This is a genomic window from Amycolatopsis balhimycina FH 1894 (assembly GCF_000384295.1).
Lineage (GTDB): Bacteria > Actinomycetota > Actinomycetes > Mycobacteriales > Pseudonocardiaceae > Amycolatopsis > Amycolatopsis balhimycina.
On sequence record NZ_KB913037.1, the window covers coordinates 531,991 to 554,596 of the forward strand.

The 22,606-nt window shown below is 71.7% G+C and carries 23 protein-coding genes; 11 read left to right on the top strand and 12 right to left on the bottom strand.

All coding sequences use genetic code 11. The annotated features are described in order from the left end of the window. Positions 1–31 precede the first annotated feature (31 nt). The 8 genes from A3CE_RS0101565 to A3CE_RS0101600 all read left to right on the top strand — a co-directional run bounded on the left by A3CE_RS0101565 (position 32) and on the right by A3CE_RS0101600 (position 6,753). The gene (locus tag A3CE_RS0101565; RefSeq protein ID WP_020638308.1) at positions 32–730 is read left to right on the top strand and encodes a helix-turn-helix domain-containing protein; all 699 of its coding nucleotides are present in this window, start codon (positions 32–34) and stop codon (positions 728–730) included. 151 nt (positions 731–881) lie between these two features. After that, entirely contained in the window at positions 882–2,192 is a 1,311-nt protein-coding gene (locus A3CE_RS0101570; RefSeq protein ID WP_020638309.1) for an MFS transporter, read from the top strand. 7 nt (positions 2,193–2,199) lie between these two features. Next, a complete protein-coding gene (locus A3CE_RS0101575; RefSeq protein ID WP_020638310.1) occupies positions 2,200–2,868 on the top strand; it encodes a response regulator transcription factor in 669 nt (222 codons plus the stop codon). Positions 2,869–2,871: 3 nt separating this feature from the next. Then, positions 2,872–4,263, top strand: a complete 1,392-nt coding sequence (locus A3CE_RS0101580) for a sensor histidine kinase (RefSeq protein WP_020638311.1) — start codon at positions 2,872–2,874, stop codon at positions 4,261–4,263. Then, the gene (locus A3CE_RS0101585; RefSeq protein ID WP_020638312.1) at positions 4,260–5,204 is read left to right on the top strand and encodes a TAXI family TRAP transporter solute-binding subunit; all 945 of its coding nucleotides are present in this window, start codon (positions 4,260–4,262) and stop codon (positions 5,202–5,204) included. The genes A3CE_RS0101580 and A3CE_RS0101585 overlap by 4 nt, the downstream gene beginning before the upstream one ends. Positions 5,205–5,218: 14 nt before the next feature. Continuing rightward, positions 5,219–5,641, top strand: a complete 423-nt coding sequence (locus A3CE_RS0101590; protein ID WP_020638313.1) for an acyl-CoA thioesterase — start codon at positions 5,219–5,221, stop codon at positions 5,639–5,641. A gap of 3 nt (positions 5,642–5,644) precedes the next feature. Then, a complete protein-coding gene (locus A3CE_RS0101595; RefSeq protein ID WP_020638314.1) occupies positions 5,645–6,112 on the top strand; it encodes a tRNA (cytidine(34)-2'-O)-methyltransferase in 468 nt (155 codons plus the stop codon). A gap of 110 nt (positions 6,113–6,222) precedes the next feature. Beyond that, positions 6,223–6,753: a hypothetical protein gene (locus A3CE_RS0101600; RefSeq protein WP_020638315.1), complete on the top strand. Its 531-nt coding sequence runs from the start codon at positions 6,223–6,225 to the stop codon at positions 6,751–6,753. A 1-nt stretch (position 6,754) separates the two neighbouring features. On the opposite strand, the gene A3CE_RS0101605 is transcribed toward A3CE_RS0101600, so the two are convergent. The 6 genes from A3CE_RS0101605 to A3CE_RS0101630 form a co-directional block, all read right to left on the bottom strand. Beyond that, positions 6,755–7,735: a VWA domain-containing protein gene (locus A3CE_RS0101605; protein WP_020638316.1), complete on the bottom strand. Its 981-nt coding sequence runs from the start codon at positions 7,733–7,735 to the stop codon at positions 6,755–6,757. Between the two features lie 73 nt (positions 7,736–7,808). Continuing rightward, entirely contained in the window at positions 7,809–8,753 is a 945-nt protein-coding gene (locus A3CE_RS0101610) for a DUF58 domain-containing protein (protein ID WP_020638317.1), read from the bottom strand. A gap of 7 nt (positions 8,754–8,760) precedes the next feature. Further along, a complete protein-coding gene (locus tag A3CE_RS0101615) occupies positions 8,761–9,834 on the bottom strand; it encodes an AAA family ATPase (protein WP_020638318.1) in 1,074 nt (357 codons plus the stop codon). A 158-nt stretch (positions 9,835–9,992) separates the two neighbouring features. Further along, complete coding sequence (gene mobA, locus A3CE_RS0101620; RefSeq protein WP_020638319.1) at positions 9,993–10,538, bottom strand: molybdenum cofactor guanylyltransferase; 546 nt, start codon at positions 10,536–10,538, stop codon at positions 9,993–9,995. 227 nt (positions 10,539–10,765) lie between these two features. Continuing rightward, positions 10,766–11,485, bottom strand: a complete 720-nt coding sequence (locus tag A3CE_RS0101625) for an SAM-dependent methyltransferase (RefSeq protein WP_020638320.1) — start codon at positions 11,483–11,485, stop codon at positions 10,766–10,768. Positions 11,486–11,530: 45 nt separating this feature from the next. Then, on the bottom strand, positions 11,531–12,844 hold the full coding sequence (locus tag A3CE_RS0101630; RefSeq protein WP_026468051.1) for an NlpC/P60 family protein: 1,314 nt from the start codon (positions 12,842–12,844) through the stop codon (positions 11,531–11,533). Between the two features lie 345 nt (positions 12,845–13,189). On the opposite strand from A3CE_RS0101630, the gene A3CE_RS0101635 reads away from it, so the two are divergent. Both A3CE_RS0101635 and A3CE_RS0101640 read left to right on the top strand, forming a co-directional pair. Then, a complete protein-coding gene (locus A3CE_RS0101635; RefSeq protein WP_020638322.1) occupies positions 13,190–16,003 on the top strand; it encodes an aconitate hydratase in 2,814 nt (937 codons plus the stop codon). Positions 16,004–16,070: 67 nt separating this feature from the next. After that, a complete protein-coding gene (locus A3CE_RS0101640) occupies positions 16,071–16,859 on the top strand; it encodes an alpha/beta fold hydrolase (RefSeq protein WP_020638323.1) in 789 nt (262 codons plus the stop codon). Here A3CE_RS0101640 and A3CE_RS54620 read toward each other — a convergent pair. After that, entirely contained in the window at positions 16,856–17,008 is a 153-nt protein-coding gene (locus A3CE_RS54620; RefSeq protein ID WP_245589409.1) for a hypothetical protein, read from the bottom strand. The two genes, A3CE_RS0101640 and A3CE_RS54620, sit on opposite strands and share 4 nt — an antisense overlap. 58 nt (positions 17,009–17,066) lie before the next feature. Next, the gene (locus tag A3CE_RS0101650) at positions 17,067–17,921 is read right to left on the bottom strand and encodes an alpha/beta fold hydrolase (RefSeq protein WP_020638325.1); all 855 of its coding nucleotides are present in this window, start codon (positions 17,919–17,921) and stop codon (positions 17,067–17,069) included. A 90-nt stretch (positions 17,922–18,011) separates the two neighbouring features. Here A3CE_RS0101650 and A3CE_RS0101655 point away from each other — a divergent pair, with 90 nt between their 5' ends. After that, positions 18,012–18,590 carry a TetR/AcrR family transcriptional regulator gene (locus tag A3CE_RS0101655; RefSeq protein ID WP_020638326.1) on the top strand — a complete coding sequence of 193 codons (579 nt, stop codon included), beginning with the start codon at positions 18,012–18,014 and terminating at the stop codon, positions 18,588–18,590. Between the two features lie 66 nt (positions 18,591–18,656). On the opposite strand, the gene A3CE_RS0101660 is transcribed toward A3CE_RS0101655, so the two are convergent. From A3CE_RS0101660 to egtC, 4 genes are all read right to left on the bottom strand, one after another. Beyond that, the gene (locus tag A3CE_RS0101660; protein ID WP_020638327.1) at positions 18,657–20,267 is read right to left on the bottom strand and encodes an alpha/beta hydrolase; all 1,611 of its coding nucleotides are present in this window, start codon (positions 20,265–20,267) and stop codon (positions 18,657–18,659) included. A gap of 136 nt (positions 20,268–20,403) precedes the next feature. Then, positions 20,404–20,826, bottom strand: a complete 423-nt coding sequence (locus A3CE_RS0101665; protein ID WP_020638328.1) for a nitroreductase family deazaflavin-dependent oxidoreductase — start codon at positions 20,824–20,826, stop codon at positions 20,404–20,406. Between the two features lie 46 nt (positions 20,827–20,872). Then, on the bottom strand, positions 20,873–21,850 hold the full coding sequence (egtD, locus tag A3CE_RS0101670; protein ID WP_020638329.1) for an L-histidine N(alpha)-methyltransferase: 978 nt from the start codon (positions 21,848–21,850) through the stop codon (positions 20,873–20,875). Further along, positions 21,847–22,602, bottom strand: a complete 756-nt coding sequence (egtC, locus tag A3CE_RS0101675; RefSeq protein WP_020638330.1) for an ergothioneine biosynthesis protein EgtC — start codon at positions 22,600–22,602, stop codon at positions 21,847–21,849. The genes egtD and egtC overlap by 4 nt, the downstream gene beginning before the upstream one ends. Positions 22,603–22,606: the final 4 nt, after the last annotated feature.

Consider the following 22,606-nt stretch of genomic DNA (forward strand, 5'->3'; position numbering starts at 1 on the left):
GCGTGAGTTGAAGTGGAGAAGGGTCCACAGAGTGTCCACACCCGAGACCGTGCCGGGCTACCGGCTGCGGGCCGAACGCGAAGGCGTCGGGTTGTCCCTGGCCGAGATGGCTACCCGGATCAAGTTCTCGAAGTCGCTGCTCGGCATGGTCGAAAATGAGCAGCGCACGGCGTCGCCGGAGCTGATCGCGGCGTATGAACGCGTCTTAGGAGTGGACATGTGGCGCAAGGACATCACGCACTCGAACCTGCTGATCGTCGACAAGGCCGGCCGCGCGACCCTGCTGGCCGGCGTCGAGAAGGGCGACCCAGGTCCGCTGCGAAACACGCCTACCGCGCACCGGACGGACGTCAGCCTGGGTTCGGTCGTCTCCGAGAAGGCCGCCGAGTGGTTCCGGAGGTGGGCCGTCGAGGGCGACACGGCGACGCTGCGCACGAACTCGCTGAGCGTGATCGCGAAGCTGCCTGGCAAGGTCAACGCGGACCTCGTCGTCCAGGTGCTGGAGAACGACCCGAAGGTGCGGCGACTGATCGTCGCGTCCGAGATCTCACGCCTCACGCAGCTCGACTGGAAGGTCGCGCTCGCCGGTGCCGACGATCCGACGACGATCCCCGAGCCTCGGAAGCTCGCGCCGAAGCTGGCCAAAGGCGCGATCCAGCCGAAGGGCACCGAGTCGCGCTGGGCGTGCACATACCTCCTCACCCGGATGGTGTCGGTTCTCGGCCGCTAGTCTCCGGCCAGTCGAAGCCCCGTCGATCCGCCGGCGGGTTCTCTGTTGTGGCACTGAGGCGACCGTCCTAAGCGGGTGTTAGGAACTGCCTCCCGACCTTGCTGGTGACCCGCTGGTTGGTCACCGTGAGTCGCAACACAGGAGGTCGACGATGACAACCCGGCTCAGCGGTGCCGCCCCGGCGGACGTCAGCGAAAAGCGCGTGATCGGCAATGTGCTGCGCGGCTCGATCGGCAACTTGATCGAGTGGTACGACTGGTACGCCTATGCGGCGTTCACCACCTACTTCGCCAAGTCCTTCTTCCCCACGACCGACACCACCGCCGCGTTCCTCGGGACCGCCGCCGTCTTCGCCGTCGGGTTCCTCATGCGGCCGCTGGGCGGGTGGATGCTCGGGCGGTTCGCCGACCGGTTCGGCCGCCGCAACGCCCTGGTTCTTTCGGTGACGCTGATGGCGGGTGGCTCGCTGCTCATCGCCGTCACGCCGAGCTATCACACCATCGGGATCGCCGCGCCGATCCTGCTGCTGACCGCCCGGCTGATCCAGGGCCTGTCGGTCGGCGGCGAGTACTCCACCTCGGCGACCTATTTGTCCGAAGTGGCCACTCCCGGCAAGCGCGGCTTCTACTCGAGCTTCCAGTACGTGACGCTCTACGGCGGGCAGCTGCTGGCGCTGGGCCTCCAGCTGATCCTGCAGGCGCTCCTCACCGAGCAGCAGCTGACGTCGTGGGGCTGGCGGATCGCCTTCGGCGTCGGCACGATCGCCGCGCTCACCGTCATGTGGCTGCGCCGCGGCATGGACGAGTCCGAGAGCTACCAGCGCGAAGCCGGGGAAAACAAGGGCGAACGCGGCACGCTGCGCGCGCTGGCCAAGTACCCCAAGGAAATCGCGCTCGTCGTCGGCCTGACCCTCGGCGGCACGGTCGGCTTCTACACCTTCGCCACCTACAGCCAGAAGTTCCTGGAGAACACCGCGCACATCCCGCGCCGGCAGGTCACCATCGTGCTGTTCTGCGCGATCCTCGTCGCGGCGATCCTGCAGCCGCTGGCCGGCAAGCTGTCCGACCGGATCGGCCGCCGCCCGCTGCTGCTGTTCTTCGGCATCGGCGGCACCCTGCTCACCGTGCCGCTGATGACGGTGATGGGCTCGACCCGCAACCCCGTCGGCGCGTTCTTCCTCGTGCTGGCCGGGCTCGTGGTCGTCGCCGGGTACACCTCGATCAACGCGATCGTGAAGGCCGAGCTGTTCCCCACGAGGATCCGGGCACTCGGCGTCGGGCTGCCCTACGCGCTGACTGTGGCGATCTTCGGCGGCACGGCGGAGCTCATCGCGCAGGCGCTGAAGAGCGCCGGGCACGAAACGGTGTTCTTCTGGTACGTCGCGGGCTGTGTCCTGGTTTCCCTGATCGTCTACGGCACAATGCGGGAAACCTCGAAGACCTCCGAGCTGGAAGAGCGCTGAGAAGGGGATGGCCGTGCGGGTTCTCCTCGTCGAAGACGACGCGGGGGTCGCGGGCGCGCTCGCCGAGTCGCTGCACGCGCGCGGTCATCCCGTCACCAGCGTCGGCCGCGGGGCCGACGCCCTGCACCACCACCGCGGTGCCGACCTCGTCCTGCTGGATCTGGGCCTGCCCGACCTCGACGGCCTCGATGTCCTGCGCAAGATCCGGGCCGTCTCCCCGGTCCCGGTCATCGTCCTGACGGCCCGCGGTGACGAGCGGTCCGTCGTCCGCGGGCTCCGGCTCGGCGCGGACGACTACCTGACCAAGCCGGTGCGGCTGGCCGAGCTGCTGGCCCGGATGGACGCCGTCGTGCGCCGCGCGGTGGCCCGCACCGCTCCCGCGGGCGACGTCGTGCGCGTCGAGGACGTCGAGATCGACCTCGGCGCCCGCCGGGTCCTGGTCGCCGGGCAGGACGTCGGGCTGACCACCAAGGAATTCGAGATCCTCGCCGTCCTCGCCGCGCGCCCCGGCACCGCGATCAGCCGCCAGCAGCTCATGGACGAGGTCTGGGGCGACGCCTACCTCGCGGTGTCGCGCTCGCTCGACGTCCACCTGACCGGGCTGCGCGCCAAGCTCGACCGGCCCGGGCTGCTCACCACCATCCGCGGCTTCGGCTACCGGCTCGGCCGGGACTGACCCGTGCGCACCCGGCTCCTCGTGGTCCTGGTCGCCCTCGCGCTGGCGGTCGTCGCCGCGTTCGCCGTGCCGCTGCTGACCGCCACCGCCGAGCAGCGCACCCAGCAGCTGGTCATCTCCCGCACCGCCGACGTCGACCGGTTCGTCGTGCTCGCCCAGCAGGCCGTCGACACCCATGACCCCGCGGCCCTCGCGGGCGACGCGGAGCGCTACGCCCAGCTGTACGGCGAAGGCGTCGTCATCGTCGACGCCCGGCGGCTCCCGCTGGTGCAGACGGGCGGCCTGACCGCGGGCGACCCGGCGGTGCGCACGCTGGTGGAGGCGGCGATGCGCAACGAGCCGGCGCCGCGGGTCGAGCGGCTGAGCCCGTGGTCGGCCGGATCGGCGTACTTCGCCCGGCCGGTCGGCACCGGCACGCGGGTGTCCGGCGTGGTCGTGCTGCGGGCGTCGGTGACGGCGGCCGCCGCGGACGTCACCACCCGGTGGAGCACCATCGGGGCCGGCGCCCTGCTGGTCGCGGTGGTGTTCGTGCTGCTCGCCGTGGTGCTGGCCCGGTGGATGGTGCGGCCGCTGCACGAGCTGGAGACCGGGGTGCTGGCCGTGGCCGCCGGGCACCGCGCGCACGTCCCGGAACGCGCCGGGCCGCGCGAGCTGCGGTCGCTGGCCGCCGAGGTCAACCGGATGTCCGAGGCCGTGCTCGAAGCCGCCGAGCAGCAGCACCGGCTGGTCGCCGACGCCTCACACCAGCTGCGGAACCCGATGGCGGCGCTGCGGCTGCGCGTCGACTCCCTGGCCGGGCGGATCGAGGGCGACGACAGGACGTACCGGGCGACCGTGGCCGAGGTCGAGCGCCTCGAGAAGCTCCTCGACGGGCTGCTGGCGCTCGCGCTCGCCGAAAGCACCGCGACCCGGGTCGCGGCCGGGGGCGCGGACGAGGCGTGCGACCTCGCGTCCGTGCTCGCCGAGCGCGTCGACGCCTGGCGGCCGGCCGCCGAGGACGCCGGTTCGGCGATCGTGCCGCCGCCGGGCCACGACGAACCGGTGACCGTGCGCTGCCCCGAAGGCGAGCTGGCGCAGATCCTCGACGTCCTGCTGGACAACGCCGTCCACTACGCCGGCCGCGGCGCGAAGATCACTACGGACTGGGAAGCCGGCTCCGGCACCGCAACGCTCGTCGTCCGCGACGACGGGCCCGGTCTGTCCACTGAGGACCGGGCGCGAGCGACCGAACGGTTCTGGCGCGCCGGCGGCGAAGGCGCCCCGCGCGGCACCGGCCTCGGACTCGCCATCGCGCACCAGCAGGTGCGCACCCGCGGCGGGGTTCTCGAGCTGCGCCAGGCCCTCCCCCACGGGCTCGAAGCCCGCGTCACGCTGCCGCTGGAGGTGCCGCGATGACGCTCACCCGCCGCACCGCCCTGCTCGGCGGCCTCGGCCTGGCCTTGGCCGGCTGCTCGACGTCCGGCTATCCCGGTCCGGAACGGGCGGTGACCATCGCCGCCGGCGAGCCCGGCGGCTTCTACCTGGCCTTCGCCGAGCTGCTGGCCGCCGAGCTGAGCCGCGCGGAACCGCTGCTGCACGCCACCGCCGTGCCGACCGAGGCGAGCGTCGCCAACGTCGGTCTCGTGCAGCGCGGGCAAGCCGATCTCGGGCTCGTCCTCGCCGACGTCGCCCAGACCGCGCTGCGCGGCGGCGCGCCGTTCCCCGGGGCGGTGCCGCTGCTCGCGCTCGGCCGCGTCTACGAGAACTACCTGCAGCTCGTGGTCCGGGCCGACGGGCCGGTGCGCCGGCTCGCCGACCTGGCGGGCCGCCCGGTGTCCCTGGGCGCGGGCGGCTCCGGGGCCGCCCAGCTCGGGGAGCGCCTGTTCGCCCAGGCCGGGGTGCCGGTGGACGCCCGGCACCTGCTGTTCGACGACGCCGTCCGCGCGCTGGCCGGACGGCGGGTCGACGCCATGCTGTGGTCGGGCGGGGTGCCGACCCCGAAGCTCGCCGACCTCACCCGCACCACGCCGATCGCACTGTTGCCCCTCGATGCGGTGGTGCCCGCGCTGCGCGCCACGTACGGACCGGTGTACGACCAGGTCCAGGTGCCCGGCGGCGCCTACCGCGGGGTCGGCGCGCTGGGCACGATCGGCGTCGCGAACCTGCTCGTCTGCTCGCCTTCCCTGCCCGGCGACGTCGCCGCGGCTGTGGTCCGGCTGCTCGTCGAACGCGCCACCGCCCTGGTGCCCGCCGAAGCCGTCGGGACGCAGTTCCTCGACGTGCGGACGCTGATCGGGACGCAGCCGGTGCCGCTGCAGCCGGGCGCGGCGGCCGCGTACCGGGCACTGCACGGTTGAACTAGATTGGGCGCGTGACCGAACCCCGCCGCCCCATCGTCGAGATGCCGCTGCGCGTGCGCTACCAGGAGTGCGACGGCCAGGGCATCGTCTTCAACGCCCACTACCTGGCCTATGTGGACATGTGTTCCTTCGAGGCGGAGAAGGCGCTGTTCGGCTCGCACGAGCAGTTCCTGGTGCACGGTACCGACGTCGTCGTGGCAGAGGCGAACCTGAAGTTCCGGGCCCCCGCCCGCTACGACGAGGAACTGGTCGTCTCGCAGTACCTGAACCACCTCGGCACGACGTCGCTGATTTTCGACTTCGAGATCCATCGCGGCGAGACGCTCCTCCAGGCGGCGACCCTCCGGTACGTCTTCGTCGACCCCGCCACGTTGCGGCCCACGGCTCCGCCGGACGCGGTCCGCAAGGTCTACGCGACCCTGCTCGAAGGCTGAGCCGTGTTCCGCATTCTCTTCTACCACCCGGAAATCCCGCCGAACACGGGCAACGCGATCCGGCTCGCGGCCAACACCGGGTGCGAGCTGCACCTGGTCGAGCCGCTCGGGTTCACGCTGGAGGACAAGCAGCTGCGCCGCGCCGGGCTCGACTACCACGACCTCGCGCGGGTGCGCGTCCACGCTTCACTGGCCACGGCCTGGGAAGTGCTGCTGCCGGCGAAGGTGTACGCGTTCAGCGCCACGGCGACCCGGCTGTACACGGACGTCGCCTACACACCAGGGGACGTGCTGATGTTCGGGCCGGAGTCGGTGGGACTGCCCGCCGCGGTCCAGGAAGCGCCCGAGGTGACCGACCGCGTGCGGCTGCCGATGCTGCCGACGAGCCGCTCGCTCAACCTCGCCAACACCGCCGCGATCACGGTCTACGAAGCCTGGCGCCAGAACGGCTTCGCGGTTTCGCAGGCCTGACCCGCCCCCGCCCCGGCGCCCTGAATGACTCATTCAGGGCTTGCGAGGTCCTGAATGAGTCATTCAAGACACCGGGCGGGCGGCGTGACCGGCTCCGGTAGGTTCGCCGGATGCGACAGCAATTCTCGAGTGCGGAGGGGTTCCTGGGGGCGCTCATCGGCGCCGCGTTCGGCACCGTGTTCGTCGTCGTCAACTCGGGCGACCCGCTTCCCGCGGCGGCCGGCTGGGTGCTTCGCGCTCTCGCCGTCGTGGCGCTCGCGGCCGTGGTCGTCCTCGGTGTCCGCGCCGGCGGGCGGCCGACACTCGAAGGCCGGCCGATGTTCGGGCCGAGCTACCGGGTCATCGTCGTCGGCGAAGTCGTGCTGCTCGTCGCCGGGTTCTTCGTGCTCAGCCTGCTGGACGCGCCGGTGCAGGCCAACGTCGCCTGGATCGCGACGGTCGTCGGGCTCCACTTCGTCGCGCTGGCGTCCGCGTGGAAGGCCCGCGCGATCCTGGTGGTCGGCGGGGTCCTGACCGTGCTCGGCGTCGTCGGCCTCGCCCTGCTGGGCACGCCCGCGCTGCCGTGGGTGCCGTTCGTCAGCGGCGTCCTCTCCGGGGTGACCCTGCTCGGCGGAAGCCTGTACGGCGTCCGCCGAGCCTGAGTCACGGAAGTCTCTGCCCGAAGAACAGGCTGGCCGCGGCGCCGATCATGAGGATCAGGGTGCCGGCCACGACCCAGGGTTTGCTCGCGTCGGCGTCCTTCAGCTCGTAGCCGATCTGCTCGCCGAGGTCGCCGTAGACCTTCTTCAGCTCCTCGGCGCTGGCCGCCTTGTAGAAGTCGCCGCCCGACAGCCGGGCGATCTCGCGCAGCGACTCGTCGTCCACGCTCACCGGCTGGGCCTTGCCGTCGATGTCGACCGAGCCGTGGGTGGTGCCGAAGGAGATCGACGAGATCGGCACCCCGGCCTGCTTCGCCGCCTGCGCCGCGGTGTACCCGCCGCGCGCCGCGTACAGGTCCTCCGGCACGGTCTGCTTGCCGTCGGACATCAGCACGATCCGCGCGGGCGGCGGCCCGTCGGCCCCGCCGACGACGGTGGAGAAGCTCTCGATCGACTGCAGCGCCGCGAAGATGCCTTCACCGGTCGCCGTCGACTGCGCCAGCTTCAGGTTCTCGATCGCCTTGATCACGCCGTTGCGGTCCGTCGTCGGGTTGACCAGCACCGTCGCCGTGCCCGCGAACGAGATCAGCCCCAGGTTGATCCCCGGCGTCATGTTCCGCGCGAAGCTCGTCGCCGCGTCCTGCGCCGCCTTCAGCCGCGTCGGGAGGACGTCGGTCGCCTCCATCGACAGCGACACGTCGATCACCAGCATCACCGTCGCCCGGTTGCGCGGCACCTTCTGCTCGGCGGTCGGCCCGGACAGGGCCACGGTGAGCAGCAGCAGCGACAGCACGATCAGCACCGCGGGCAGGTGCCGGACCCAGCCCTGGCTCTTCGGCGCGACCTTGTCGAGGAGGTCCAGGTTCGCGAACCGCATGGTCCGCTTGCGGCGAGCGCGCTGCGCCAGGACGTACCCGACGGCGACCGCGGCCACCGCGATCAGCAGCAGGAACCACCAGGGCGCGGTGAAGCCGGTCAAACTCATGCGCACACCTCGCTGACGCTCGATGCAGCCTGAGCCGGCAACGCTGTGTCGAATGGTTCGTTCGCAGGCTCACTCACGCCACACCCCCGGACCAGCGGCGCTTGCGGGCGACGACGAACCGCACCATGTCGGCGATCCAGTCGGCGTCCGTCCGCAGCGTCAGGTGCGCCGCACCCGCCCGCCGCAGCCCGGCCGCCACCTTCTGCCGGTGGGCGTGGGCCGCGGCCCCGAACTCCTTGCGCAGCAAGGCCGAAGCGTGCACTTCGCGTTGTTTCCCTGTCTCCGGGTCGGCCAGCACGACGGTGCCCACCTCGGGCAGGTCGACGTCGCGCGGGTCGAGGACTTCGATCGCGATCAGTTCGTGGCGCCCGCCCAGCGCCCGCAGCGGCCGCTCCCAGGACGTGTCGCCCAGGAAGTCGGAGATCACCACGGCCAGGCCGCGGCGGCGCGGCGGACGGCGCAACGCCTCCAGCGCCTGGGCGAAGTCTCCCCGGGTGCCCTCGGGCGCGCGCGGCGTCTCGGCCAGCTTCCGGACCAGCCCGCGGGCGTGCGCCATGCCGCCACGCGCCGGGATGCGGGCCGTGTCGGCGCCGGTGGAGATCAACGCGCCGATCCGGTTGCCGCCGCCCCCGGTCAGGTGCGCGACCGCCGCGACGGCGCAGACCACCAGGTCGCGCTTCTCGCACAGCGCGGTGCCGAAGTCGAGGCTCGCCGAGAGGTCGGCGACCACCCACGTCTCCAGCTCGCGGTCGGCCACGGTCTCCCGGATGTGCGGGGTCGTGGTGCGGGCGGTGACCGCCCAGTCCATCCGGCGCACGTCGTCGCCGGGCTGGTACGGGCGGGCTTCGCCGGGCTCGGACCCCGGCCCCGGCACCAGGCCGAGGTGGTTGCCCTGCAGCAGGCCGTCGAGCCGGCGGCGGACGTCGAGCTCCAGCGTCCGCAGCCCGGCTTCCAGCCGGTCGCCCCGCAGCACCGGGGGCGCCCACGAAGGGCGGGGGCCTTTCTCGTTCTTCGCCATCGCCGGGTTACCTGACCGGCGCGCCCGCCGGGACCGGGCCGCCCTGGCCGGGCCCGCCCTGCGGCCGGGCCGAGACCTGCGGCAACGGCACGGTCTGCAGCACGCGCGTGATGATGTGGTCGATCGGCACGCCGTCGGCCAGCGCGTCGTAGGACAGCACGAGCCGGTGGCGCAGCACGTCCGGCACGACGTCGACGACGTCCTGCGGCAGCACGTAGTCGCGGCCGCGGACCAGGGCCAGCGCCCGCGCGGCGGCGATGATGCCCAGGCTCGCGCGCGGCGAGGCACCGTAGGACACCCAGCCGGCGACGTCGGCGAGGCCGTGCTCGTTCGGCGTGCGGGTGGTCAGCACCAGCCGGACGACGTAGTCGACCAGCGCGTGGTGCACGAACACCTGCGCCGCGACGCCCTGCAGGCGGACCAGCTCGCCCGGGCTGAGCACCTCGTGCGGAGTGGGCGGGGTGACGCCCATCCGGTAGATGATCTCGCGCTCTTCCTCGGCGGTGGGGTACTCGACGACGATCTTGAACAGGAACCGGTCGCGCTGCGCTTCCGGCAGCGGGTACACGCCCTCGTTCTCGATCGGGTTCTGCGTGGCGAGCACGAGGAACGGGTCGGGCATCGGGAACGTCTGCCCACCGATCGACACGTGCCGCTCCGCCATCACCTCGAGCATCGCCGACTGGACCTTGGCGGGCGCGCGGTTGATCTCGTCGGCGAGCACGAAGTTGGCCACGACCGGGCCGAGCTCGACGTCGAAGCGCTCGGCGCCCTGGCGGTAGATCCGGGTGCCGAGGATGTCGGCGGGCACCAGGTCGGGGGTGAACTGGACGCGCGAGAACGAGCCGCCGACCACGCGGGCGAAGGTCTCCACCGCGAGCGTCTTAGCCACGCCGGGCACGCCTTCGAGCAGCAGGTGGCCCTTGGCCAGCAGGCCGACCAGCATCCGCTCGACCAGGCGGTCCTGGCCGACGATGATCCGCTTGACCTCGAACACGGTCCGCTCCAGCAACTGGGCGTCCCGGGCCGGTGTCGCGGGCTGCTGCCCGTTCCCACCCTCGGCGTAGCCGGGCTCGGTCACTCTGCCTCCTCGAAAGTCGTGCGCCGCCCCGCGACGGTGATCACGCGGTGCGACCGTACTGCGTCCCCCGGTCGTCCGTCCGTCCGGCACGCGGGCACCCACGATCAGCCAACACGGTCACCGGTGTGACATCTGTGAAGGACGTCCGGTTCCCGCGCTCAGCGATGGCGTTCGAGGTCCTCGGGGGTGTCGATGTCGTCCGCTTCGCCCCGTTCGGCCGGGACCTCGGTGACGGCCAGCCCGCCCAGCACCCGGCGCACCGACGCGTTCTCCACCTGCGCCGGAAGGGCCGCTCGCAGCGCCACGACGCGCCAGGCGCCCAGCAGCCACTGCCGCTCCCCCGCCGCGTCGACCAGGACCGCGCCGTCGCCGGGGCCGATCGACGCCACCAGGCGGTCCACTGTGGACCTCCGGACCCCCGGCAGGTCGGCGGCCAGCACCACGACCGCCTCGACGTCGTCGGGCACGAAGACCAGCCCGGCGGCCAGTGCCGCCACCGGCCCGCTGCCCGGTACCGCTTCCCGGGTCCACACGACGTCGAAGCCGGAGCGCCGGGGACCGACGGCGATCACCCGCTCGGCGCCGTCGAGGGCGTGGATCGCGCGGGCCAGCAAGGGCTTCCCGCCCACCGAGAGGGCCGGTTTGTCCACACCGGACAGCCTGCGGGCCGAGCCCCCGGCCACCACGATCCCCGCGTAGCGCATCCCGGGAACACTAGCGGCCCGGCACAGGGGAGGTGAAGCCCGCGTCCGGCATACCCGGGGTCCCGGACCAGGGAGGCCGGCCATGACCTCCACCGCCGAGCCGCGCGTCCCGGGAGGTCCGCGAGCCGGTCCACGCGGCGGACCCCGAGGTGACCGAAACCCGGCAGATCATCGCGGACAACCGGGCCGGCGGCCGGCGCAAGCCGAAGCGCGAAGGAAGGCCTGATTCAGCGTCCCACCACGAGGTAGGTCAAGCCCAGCACGCCCCGATATTCGCCGACGTACTCGCGCAACCGCCTGCCGAGCCACTCCCGTACCTCCGCCGCCCGCGGGTCGGCCGGGTGGGCCAGGAGCCACTCCGCGAGGGCTGCCCGCGAGGTCGACTCGAAGTCGTCCCATTCCAGCTGGTCGGCGGCGCTCAGGTGCAGCACCTGCCAGCCGGCCGCGGCGGCGGTGTCGAGGAGCTCCGGCAGCGGGAGGATGCCGTCACCGAAGATCTCCAGCGCCGCCGGGGACGGCGGAGCCGCCCAGAACCCGTCGCCGAAGAGCAGCCGGCCGCCCGGCGCCACGACGTGGGCGAGCCGGTCCAGCGCCGCCTTCGTGGAGCCGAAGGCGTGCGACGCGCCGATGCAGAACCCTCGTTCGACCGGTTCGTCCCAGGTCGCCGCGTCGGCCTCGACGAACTCGATCCGCGCGGTCAGGCGGCGTTCGCGGGCGGCCGAGCGGCCGCGGGCGAGCGCGGCCGCGTCGGTGTCGACCCCGGTGGCGCGCAGCCCCGGCGCCCGCCCGGCGGCGCGCAGCAGCAGCTCGCCCCAGCCGCAGCCGAAGTCGACGAGGTGTCCCGCTTCGAGGGCCATCCGGTCCAGCAACAGCTCCGCATGGGCCTCGGACAGGGGTGTGTTCCAGCGCATCCGGGTGCGCCGCAGCGCGTTCAGTTCGTCGTCCACCGGAGCGATCTTGGGGGTCGGACGGCGCCGGCGTCGAGCGAGTTTTCAGCCGACGAGGCGGGTCGCGTACGGCATGATCCCGCCGTAGCGCACCGGCGCGATCCGGACGCGCAGGCCGGACTCCGGCGCTTCGACCATCTGGCCGCCGCCGAGGTAGAGCGCGACGTGGTGGATGCCGCCCGGACCGCCCCAGAACAGCAGGTCGCCGCGGCGCATCCGGGACAGCGGCACCTGCCGCCCCGCCGAGTACTGGTAGCCGCTGTAGTGCGGCAGCGAACGGACCCCGGCGAAGGCGTAGATCATCAGGCCGGAGCAGTCGAAGCCGATCTTGTTGTAGTCGCCGTAGCTGTCGGCGACGCCGCCGTCGCGGATGCCGCGGCTCGGGCCGCTCGCGTTGCCGCCACCCCAGGCGTACGGCATGCCGATCCGGGACAGCGCCCGCGCGATCACCGCCTCGATCGACGAGCCCGCCGGGCCCGCGGGCGCCGGACCACCCGACGGACGGCCACCGCCCCCGGCGGAGGCGAGCGCGGCCTGACGGGCCCGTTCTTCGTCCTCGCGCTGCTTCTGGGCGAGCCAGTCCTGGTAGCGCTGCCGCTGCCCCTGCAGGCCGCTGACCTTGGTCTGCGCGGCGTAGAGCTGTTGCTCGACGTCGGACTTGTTCTTCTCGAGCCGGGTGTTCTGCGACGCCTGGTCGTCCTGCGCCCGCACGGCGACCGCCTGCGCGGTGTCGGCGCCGTTCTTGGCCTGCCGCGCGGCGTCCTGCTTCTGCTGGGCGATCTCGGCGGCCTTGCGGGCCGCGGCGTCCTTGTTCGACTTTTCGGTCTGCGCCTGCTGGAGCCGGTCCAGCGCGTTGAGCCGGTCCCCGCCGACGGCGTCGAGGAGCTGGGCGCGGGCGAGCATGTCCTTGGGGCTGTCGGCGCCGAGGTACGCCGAAAGCGAGCCGACCGTGCTGCCCTGCTGGAAGCTGGCGGCGGCGAAGGACTTGAGGTCGGTGCGGGCCTTCTCGATCGCCGCGGCCGCCGCGTCCGCCTCGGTCCGGGCGGCCTTCGCGTCGTTCTCCGCCTGCGCCGCGGCGTCCTGCGCGGTCTGCAGGTCGACCAGGGCCTTGTTGGCCTCTTCCTGTTTGAGCTCGACGTCGTCCCGCAGCTGCGTCAGCTTCTGCTCGGCCTGGGCCAGCTGATTGGTCAGCCGGCCGACCTCACCCGCCTTCGCGTTCGCGTCGGCCTTGCCCGCCTGGATCTCGGAGTCGCTGGGGTTGGGCGGCGGCGGGGGCGCCGCGAGGCCCGTGCCGCCGGCGCCGAACAAGATCACCAGGGCGAGCGTGCTCACGGTGAGTCCACGGCGCGCCTTCCGCACGTCGCGTCCCCCGCGCTGTCCCGCCACGACCGCCACCTCCGCTCACCTGCGCACACCGTGCGTCACTGCAGTCACACCACTATCACAAGCATCAGCGGAAACTTACACACCGTAGGCACCAATTCCCCTCATTGAGGGACCCCCGCATCAGATGGCGCAGCCCACACCGCGTGTCGTCTTGAACCCCAAACAGGACGCGCGTACTGTTTGGGGCACCGCGAGGTGTGGCATCCCCGATCCGGTCCTACGGTGGGGGTGCGCGACACTCGCCCCCACCGAACCCGACCGAACTGACCCGGGAGCCCGGCCGCACCGGCCGCGGCGTCCCCGCCACTGGAGTTAGACGTGACCGCACCTGCCAGCAAGGACAGCTTCGGCGCCAAAGACACGCTGAAGGTCGGCGACGCCTCGTACGAGGTGTTCCGCCTGAACAAGGTCGAGGGCGCCGAGCGGCTGCCCTACAGCCTGAAGATCCTGCTCGAGAACCTGCTGCGCACCGAGGACGGCGCGAACATCACCGCCGACCACATCGGCGCGCTCGCCTCGTGGGACCCGAACGCCGACCCGTCGATCGAGATCCAGTTCACGCCGGCCCGCGTGATCATGCAGGACTTCACCGGCGTGCCCTGCGTCGTCGACCTCGCCACCATGCGCGAGGCGGTCACCGACCTCGGCGGCGACCCCGACAAGGTCAACCCGCTCGCCCCCGCCGAGCTGGTCATCGACCACTCGGTGATCATCGACGTCTTCGGCCGCCCCGACGCCTTCGAGCGCAACGTCGAGATCGAGTACGAGCGCAACCGCGAGCGCTACCAGTTCCTGCGCTGGGGCCAGGGCGCCTTCGACGAGTTCAAGGTCGTCCCGCCGGGCACCGGCATCGTGCACCAGGTCAACATCGAGCACCTCGCGCGCACGGTGATGGCCCGGGGCGGCCAGGCCTACCCCGACTCCTGCGTCGGCACCGACTCGCACACCACTATGGTCAACGGCCTCGGCGTGCTGGGCTGGGGTGTCGGCGGCATCGAGGCCGAGGCCGCCATGCTGGGCCAGCCGGTGTCGATGCTCATCCCGCGCGTCGTCGGCTTCAAGCTGACCGGCGAGATCCCGGCCGGCGTCACCGCCACCGACGTCGTGCTCACCATCACCGAGATGCTGCGCCGCCACGGCGTGGTCGGCAAGTTCGTCGAGTTCTACGGCGAGAGCGTCGGCGCGGTGCCGCTGGCCAACCGCGCCACCATCGGCAACATGAGCCCCGAGTTCGGCTCCACCGCGGCGATCTTCCCGATCGACGACGAGACCGTCCGCTACCTCAAGCTGACCGGCCGCTCGGCCGAGCAGGTCGCGCTGGTCGAGGCCTACGCCAAGGAGCAGGGCCTCTGGCACGACCCGTCGCGCGAGGCCGCCTACTCCGAGTACCTCGAGCTGGACCTCTCGACGGTCGTCCCGTCGATCGCCGGCCCGAAGCGCCCGCAGGACCGCATCGAGCTGTCGGACGCGAAGCCGGCGTTCCGCAAGTCGATCCACGACTACGTGGACGGCGAGGACCTCACGCCGCACACCAAGATGGACGAGGCTTCGGAGGAGTCCTTCCCGGCCAGCGACGCCCCGTCGCTGTCGTTCGCCGAGGACGACGCCGCGCCGGTCACCAGCTCCGCCGCGAACGGCGCGTCGGGCCGCCCGAGCAAGCCGGTCAAGGTTTCGACGGCGGACCGCGGCGAGTTCGTCCTCGACCACGGCGCCGTGGTGATCGCCTCGATCACCTCGTGCACCAACACCTCGAACCCGTCGGTCATGCTCGGCGCCGCGCTGCTCGCGCGCAACGCCGTGGACAAGGGCCTCGCGGTCAAGCCGTGGGTGAAGACGTCGATGGCGCCGGGCTCGCAGGTCGTCACCGACTACTACACCAAGGCCAACCTGTGGCCGTACCTCGAGAAGCTGGGCTACCACCTGGTCGGCTACGGCTGCACCACCTGCATCGGCAACTCCGGCCCGCTCTCGGACGAGATCTCCGCGGCGATCCAGGAGAACGACCTCACCGCGGTCTCGGTGCTCTCGGGCAACCGGAACTTCGAAGGCCGGATCAACCCCGACGTGAAGATGAACTACCTCGCGTCGCCGCCGCTGGTCATCGCCTACGCGCTGGCCGGCACGATGGACTTCGACTTCGCGAACCAGCCGCTGGGCCAGGACGAGCACGGCACCGACGTCTTCCTGAAGGACATCTGGCCGACCGCGCAGGAGATCCAGGAGACCATCGACTACGCGATCACGCAGGAGATGTTCACCAAGGACTACGCGGACGTCTTCGACGGCGGCGAGCGCTGGAAGTCGCTGCCCACCCCGGAGGGCAAGACCTTCGAGTGGGACGCCGAGTCCACCTACGTCCGGAAGCCCCCGTACTTCGAGGGCATGACGCCGGAGCCGGCCGCGGTCACCGACATCACCGGCGCCCGCGTGCTGGCGAAGCTGGGCGACTCGGTCACCACCGACCACATTTCCCCCGCCGGCGCGATCAAGCCGGGCACCCCGGCCGCGCAGTACCTGACCGAGCACGGCGTGGAGAAGAAGGACTTCAACTCCTACGGCTCGCGGCGCGGCAACCACGAGGTGATGATCCGCGGCACCTTCGCGAACATCCGGCTGCGCAACCAGCTCCTGGACGACGTGCAGGGCGGCTACACCCGGGACTTCACCGTCGACGGTGCCCCGCAGGCGTTCATCTACGACGCCGCGCAGAACTACGCGAAGGCCGGCACGCCGCTGGTCGTGCTGGGCGGCAAGGAGTACGGCTCGGGCTCGTCGCGTGACTGGGCGGCCAAGGGCACGTCGCTGCTGGGCGTCCGCGCCGTGATCACCGAGTCGTTCGAGCGCATCCACCGCTCGAACCTGATCGGCATGGGCGTCATCCCGCTGCAGTTCCCGGCGGGCGAGTCGGCCTCGTCGCTGGGCCTCGACGGCACGGAGACGTTCGACATCTCGGGCATCACCAAGCTGAACGACGGCGAGACCCCGCGCACGGTGCACGTCACCGCCACCAAAAATGACGGCACCAAGGTGGAGTTCGAAGCGGACGTCCGCATCGACACCCCGGGCGAGGCGGACTACTACCGCAACGGCGGCATCCTGCAGTACGTCCTGCGGAAGATGACGCAGGCGTAAGGTTTCCGCTCCGAAGGCCTCCCCATCGTGCAGGTGGGGAGGCCTTCGTTTCGGTACCGTGGCGGCCATGGGGGAACTCGATCTCGGCGACGGCACGCTGTCCTACGAAGAGCGCGGCACCGGACGGCCGGTGGTCTTCCTGCACGCGGGCGGGATGACCCGCGCGATGTGGGACGAGCAGTTCGCCCACCTCGCCGGGACGCATCGCGTCCTGCGCTACGACGCCCGCGGCGCGGGCGATTCGTCGGATCCGCCGCCGGAGTTCTCGCACCGCGAGGACCTGAAGAAGCTGCTCGACACCCTCGACGTCGAACGGCCGGTGCTGGTCGGATGTTCGTTCGGCAGCCGCGTGTTCCTCGACTTCGCGGTGGCGCACCCGGACCGCGTGGGTGGCCTTTTCCTCAGCTCGCCCGGAATCAGCGGCATGGAGTTCCGGGATCCCTACGTGCTCGGCCTGGTGGCGAAGACCGCCGAGGCGGCCCGCTCCGGCGATGGCCCCGGTGTCCTCGAATCGGTGCTGCGGCTGTGGGTGGACGGGCCGCACCGCACGCCCGCCGAGGTCGACCCGGAGGTCCGGGCGTCCTGCCGCACCATGCTGCTGGACAACGCCCGGAAGGGGCACCCGGCGCCGGTCATCGGAACCGAACTGGGCGCGATCGGCCGCGTCGCGGAACTCCGGGCCCGCACGCTCGTCGTGACCGGCGACCTGGATTCGACGGACATCTTCGCGGTGGCGGACCTCGTGGAACGCGAAACGCCGCACGCCCGCCATGCCCGTGTGCCCGGCGCCGCGCACATGGTGAACCTCGAGCAGCCCGCCCGGTTCGGCGAGCTGCTCGACGAGTTCCTCGCCTAAGCGGGCACGGCTTCCCAGCGGACGCTGGACACCGACGGTTCCAGCGACAGCCGCGACACCGCCGCCTCCATCTGGGCGTCGTCGCGCTGGTCGCCGATCAGCTCGGCGCGGACCTCGACCGTGCGGTCCTCCCGGTCCGTGCTCAGCACCGACAACAGCAACCAAGTCGCTGTAGCCGAGGACCCGGTCCCCGCGCTGTGACGAGCACTACGCCCAGAAGCGGCGCAGGTGCGGCACGAGGTCCTCGGGCCGCTCGTCGGGGAAGAAGAGCTTCGCGCCGGGCACCTCGACGACCTCGGTGACGCCCGGGACGGTGTCCCGGAACCGGTACGCCCACTCGACGCCGAAGTTCGGGTCGCCGGTGCCCCACACCAGCAGCGTCGGCACCCGGAACCGCGCGAGCAGCGGCTCGATCGTGTCGAGCTCCTTCCCCTGGATCGACGTCAGCATGCGCTCGAACTGCCGGGCCGACTCCAGCGTGCCGAACACCGGCTCCACGTAGGCACGAAGGAGTTCTTCCGGCACCAGCTCGGGGTGTTCGTAGCCGCCGCCGAGCACGGTCGTCCGCGCCTGCTCCGGGTTCGCGGCGAGCCGGACGGACACCGGCGCCAGCTCGCCGCGTTCGGCCAGTTCGACGACCGGCCGGAACGCCTCCGGCGGCAGGTTGCCCTCCGTGTCGCAGTTGGTGAGGGTGAGCGTCCGGAGCCGGTCGGCGTGGTGGACGGCGAAGACCTGCGCGATCGCGCCGCCGGTGTCGTTGGCGACCAGGTCCAGCTCGTCGAGTTCGAGCGACGCGCAGAAGTCTTCGAGCAGCCGGGCCAGTCCGCCCAGGCTGAGGTCCTGCTCGGGCGTCACGGGCGAGCCGCCGTGGCCCGGGAGGTCGAGGGCGACGCAGCGGCGCACGCCCGCCAGCTCCGTCATCGCCTTGCGCCACAACAGGCCGTTGATCCCCACGCCGTGCACGAAGAGGGCGACCGGCCCCTCGCCGACGTCGGTGTAGGCCACGTCGCCGGACGCGGTCGACACGCGGCCACGCTGCTCCGCCCAGGTCTTCAGGTCCATCGGTAGAGTCCCTCCAGAAGTAAACCGACTGTCGGTCTAGTATCAACAGACCGACAGTCGGTTTGTCAACGACGGAGGCAGCCGACCCGCATGAACAAGAAGATCGACCGCGGCCAGGCGACCCGCGAGCACCTCGTCGCGGTCGCCACCGGCCTGTTCACCGAACACGGCTACGACGGCACCTCGATCGAGGCGGTGCTGCGGACCGCGGAGGTGAGCCGCGGTGCGCTCTACCACCACTTCCCCGGCAAGGACGCGCTGTTCACCGCCGTGCTCGACGCCGTCTACGAACAAGTCGAAGCCGACGGCGCACGAGCCGTCGAAGGGATCACCGAGCCGGTGGCGGCGTTGCGTGCGGCGTGCCGGGCCTGGATCCGGATCACCGCGGACCCGGTCGTGCGGCAGGTGCTGCTCATCGACGCGCCGGCCGTTCTCGGCTGGCAACGCTGGCGGGAACTGGACGAGCGACGCACCCTCGGCAAGATCAAGGCGGCGTTGCGGTTCGACGGCCGGATCCCCGCCGCACGGGTCGACCTGTTCGCGCACGTGCTGCTCGCCGGGATGAACGAGATCGCGATGCTGGTCGCCCGGGCCGAAGACCACACGAGCGCGGCCGCCGAAGGCGAGGCTGCCGCCGGCGACCTGCTGGATCGGCTGCTCGGAGCTTGACCCGAAGCAGGAAAAGGGCCGGGTGCCGCCGAAATCGGCGGCACCCGGCCCTTGTCTTCCGGTCGGTCAGCCCTGCGCCGCCGTCTCGAACGGCTGGACGTTCGGCTGGAACACCTGGCCGCTCGCCGGCACCTTGAGGTCGGTCAGGTAGTCGGCCACGGCCTTGTCGACGCCGAGGGCGTCACCGAGGATGCAGTGGCCGAACGCGTCGACCGACAGCAGCCGGGAGTTCCCGAGCTCGGCCGCCATCCGCTGCCCGAACTTGTACCGCGTCGCCGGGTCGTAGTAGTTGCTGACGACGACCACCGGGACGTCGGTCTTGGCGTGCCACGGGCCGCGGTAGGTGTCCGGCCGCTTCGCCGGCCACACCGGGCAGCCCGCCGTGTCGGCGAACGTCTGGTAGCGGCCGAAGGTCGGCGACTCACGCTCCCACTTGGCGGCGATCGACGGCACCTGCTCCTGGCTGATCCTGAACGGCTTGTCGGAGCAGTTGACGGCGAAGTACGAGTCGTCACCGAGGTACGGGCTGTCCGGGTTCTGGTCCGCCAGGCCCCGCTTGCCCTTCGTGATCACCTTCAGCTGCTGGGGCCGTACGGCCTGGGCCTGCGCACCCGCCGGGTGGATCGCGGTGTAGAGCGCCTGCAGGTCCTCGGCCAGGCTGGGGAACGCCGAAGGCGAGTACAGGGAGCCCGAGACCCCGCCGGTGAACTGGTTGATGTCGACCGTGCCGCCGGGGAGGGTGATCGGCTGCTTGCGCAGGTACTCCCGCAGCTCGTCGAACTTCGCCCGCGGCGAGCCGTCGCTGAAGGCGCACTTCGCGCCGACCTGGTCGCACCGCTTCAGGAACCCGTCCAGCGAGACTTCGAAGCCCTGTGCCCGCTCCCGGTCGTACTCGACGCCGTCGCTGGTCCGCAGAGCCGGGTCGACGTTGCCGTCGATCACGATCGCCCGCGACTGCTTCGGGAACATCGACGCGTAGGTCGAGCCGATCAGCGTCCCGTACGAGAAGCCGACGTAGCTCAGCTTCCGGTCGCCGACCGCCGCGCGCAGCGTGTCGAGGTCGCGCACGACGTCCTTGGTGGACATGTGGTTCAGCAGCGAACCCGCGTTGTTCTTGCAGAACTGGCCGTAGTCGCGGTAGCTGGCCAGCGTGCCGGAGATCTGCGCGCGGGTCAGCGGCACCGGGATCTGGGCCGAGAAGACCTCGTCGGCGTCCTCCTGCGTGGTGAAGCAGCGCAGCGGGTTGCTCTGCCCGACGCCGCGCGGGTCGAATCCGACGAGGTCGAAGCGGTCGAGGACCTGCGGCTGGAAGTAGTACTGGCCGCTGATCGGCATCCGCAGCCCCGAACCGCCGGGGCCGCCGGGGTTGAGGAACAGCGAGCCGACGCGCTTGTCGGGCGTGCGGGCGGCGCGCTTCAGCAGCGCGATGTCGATGGTGCCCAGCGCGGCGTTGTCGTGGTCGATCGGCACGCGGTAGCGCGCGCAGCTGTAGAACTTCACCTGGTCCGCGGGAACTCCGGCGAGCGTGTCCGCGGAGCAGGCTCCCCAGTTGACGGCGGCGGTCGCGCCGACGACGGCGGGCTTGACCACCGAGTCTTCGGCCGCCGCGGCGGTGCCCGCCGTCCCGGCCAGCCCCACCCCCGCCACGAGCGCCCCCACCAGTGCGAACGACCGCACTCGGGCCTTTGCAGTTCTCGGCAAGACATATCCTCCCTAGGTCACGGCCGCACGGTCGGACCGTCACGGCGCGTTACCCGGGTGAGACTGGCACAAACCGGTGAATCCCGTCACCGGCCAAACGGATGGTGGGCGCCTACCGTACCGGCCGGTTCAGCACGAAAACCGGCAACGGCCGGTTCGCCTCCCGCTGCTCCATCCGATACCCCGGCCAGAACTCGAGCAGCTCGGCCCACATCCGGTCGTACTCGTCGCCGTGCAGCTCCCGCGCGACGGTTTCGACCGGCTTGCCGGCCAGCGCCACCTGGCACTTCGGGTCGGCACGCAGGTTCAGCGCCCACGCCGGGTCGTTCGGGCGGCCCCAGTTGGACGCCGTCAGCACGAAGTCGCCGCCGCGCGGGAAGTAGAGCAGGTTGGTGCTGCGCGGCTGCCCGCTCTGGCGGCCGGTCGTCGTCAGGCGCAGCGACGGCAGCCCGGCGAGCGCCACGAGGCTCACCCGGCCGCCGAACGCCTTGTGCAGTTTCTTGTCCGCCCAGACGACGAACCGGGCTGTGCGCATCAGCCACGGTTTCGTGCCGGCGGCCCGGGCCAGTGCCCGGAGAGGATTAGCCACGCACGGATCTTGCCAGGCTCACCCCGAACCGCTGCTGGGAGTCGGTCCACCAGCGCTCCAGCGCGAACCCGGCCGCGGCCAGCTCGGCCTCGACGCCGCTCGGGCGGAACTTGGCCGAGATCTCCGTGCGGACGTGCTCCCCTTCGGCGAAGGTCACCGTGAGGTCCGCGCCCGGGATCTCGACCGTGAGTGCCCGCCGGGCCCGCAGCCGCATCTCGATCCACTCGTTCTCCGCGTCCCAGTGCGAGACGTGCTCGAACTCGTCGAGGTCGAAGTTCGCGCCGAGGCGGGCGTTGATCACCCGCAGCACGTTCTTGTCGAACTCGGCGGTGACACCCGCGGCGTCGTCGTAGGCGCGTTCGAGAATCCCGGGGTCCTTGACCAGGTCGGTGCCGAGCAGCAGCCACTCCCCTTCGTCGAGCACCTCACGGACCGAGCGGAGGAAGGCCGCGCGCTCGGCGGGCAGGAAGTTGCCGATCGTCCCGCCGAGGAACGCCACCACGCGGGGCTGGCCGTCCGGCAGCAGGGCAAGGTGCTGGGTGAAGTCCCCGACGACACCGCGGACGGTCAGTCCCGGGTAGTCCCGCGAGATCGCCTCGGCGGCGTCGGCCAGCGCGGACTCGGACACGTCGAGCGGGACGAACGCCTCCAGGGTCCCGTGCCCGGTCAGCGCGTCGAGCAGCAGCCGGGTCTTCTCGCTCGACCCCGAGCCCAGCTCGACGAGCGTGTGCGCGCCGGTCAGTTCCGCGACGTCGCCGGCGTGCGCGGCCAGCACCTCGCGTTCGCTGCGGGTCGGGTAGTACTCCGGCAGCTGGGTGATCTTCTCGAACAGCTCGCTGCCGTCGGCGTCGTAGAACCACTTGGGCGGCAGCCACTTCCGCGCGGCGGTCAGCCCGGCGACGACGTCCGCGCGCAGTTCCGCGGTGACGGCGTCGCCGGAGCGGTGGTGGTCGAGATCGACTTCGGTCATGGACGCTCCTCGGTCAGGGGCAGCAGGTCGACGCCGGCCGCCGTGGCGCGCACGGCGTGGTGGTCGGGGACGGGTCGCCAGCGGGGGTCGCCGTCACAGGGTTCGGAGGACAGCAGCACGCCGGCCGGGGTTTCCAGCACGGACAGCGCGTGGGTCCAGGCGGTGCCGATCAGCGTTTCGCCGTCGGTGAGCAGGAAGTTGAGCCGGGAGCCGGGCGCGGCCGTCTCGACGGCGACGGTCATGGCCGCCACCGCTTCCAGCGGGTCCTCGCCCGTGGCGAGCCGGGCGCGCAGGATCGCCCAGAGCACCGCCGAGTCGGTCGGGGCCTCCAGGGTGAGCAGCTCGGTGACCGGCAGGTCCTTGGCGAGCTCGGCCAGCGAGCCGGGCCAGCCGCGGACGAAGCCGTTGTGGCTGAACAGCCAGCGCCCGGCGGTGAACGGCGCCGCGGCCGGTTCGGTCACCGGCATGCCGGTGGTGCCGTTGCGGACCGCGGCGACGAACGCGCCCGAAGTCACCGCGGCCGCCAGCGGCGGCAGCGTCTCGTCCGTCCACAGTGGAGTGGACCGGCGGTGGCGCAGCGGCGCCGAGCCCGGGCCGGGGTACCAGCCCAGCCCGAACCCGTCGGCGTTGACCGAGCCGCCGCCGCGCATGTCCGCCGGCTTGTACGACTGCACCAGCAGCGAATGCGGCGCGTGGAAGAGCACCCCGGCGGGCGAAAGCGGCTCGCCGAGGTAGCCGATGTGGCGGCACATGCGC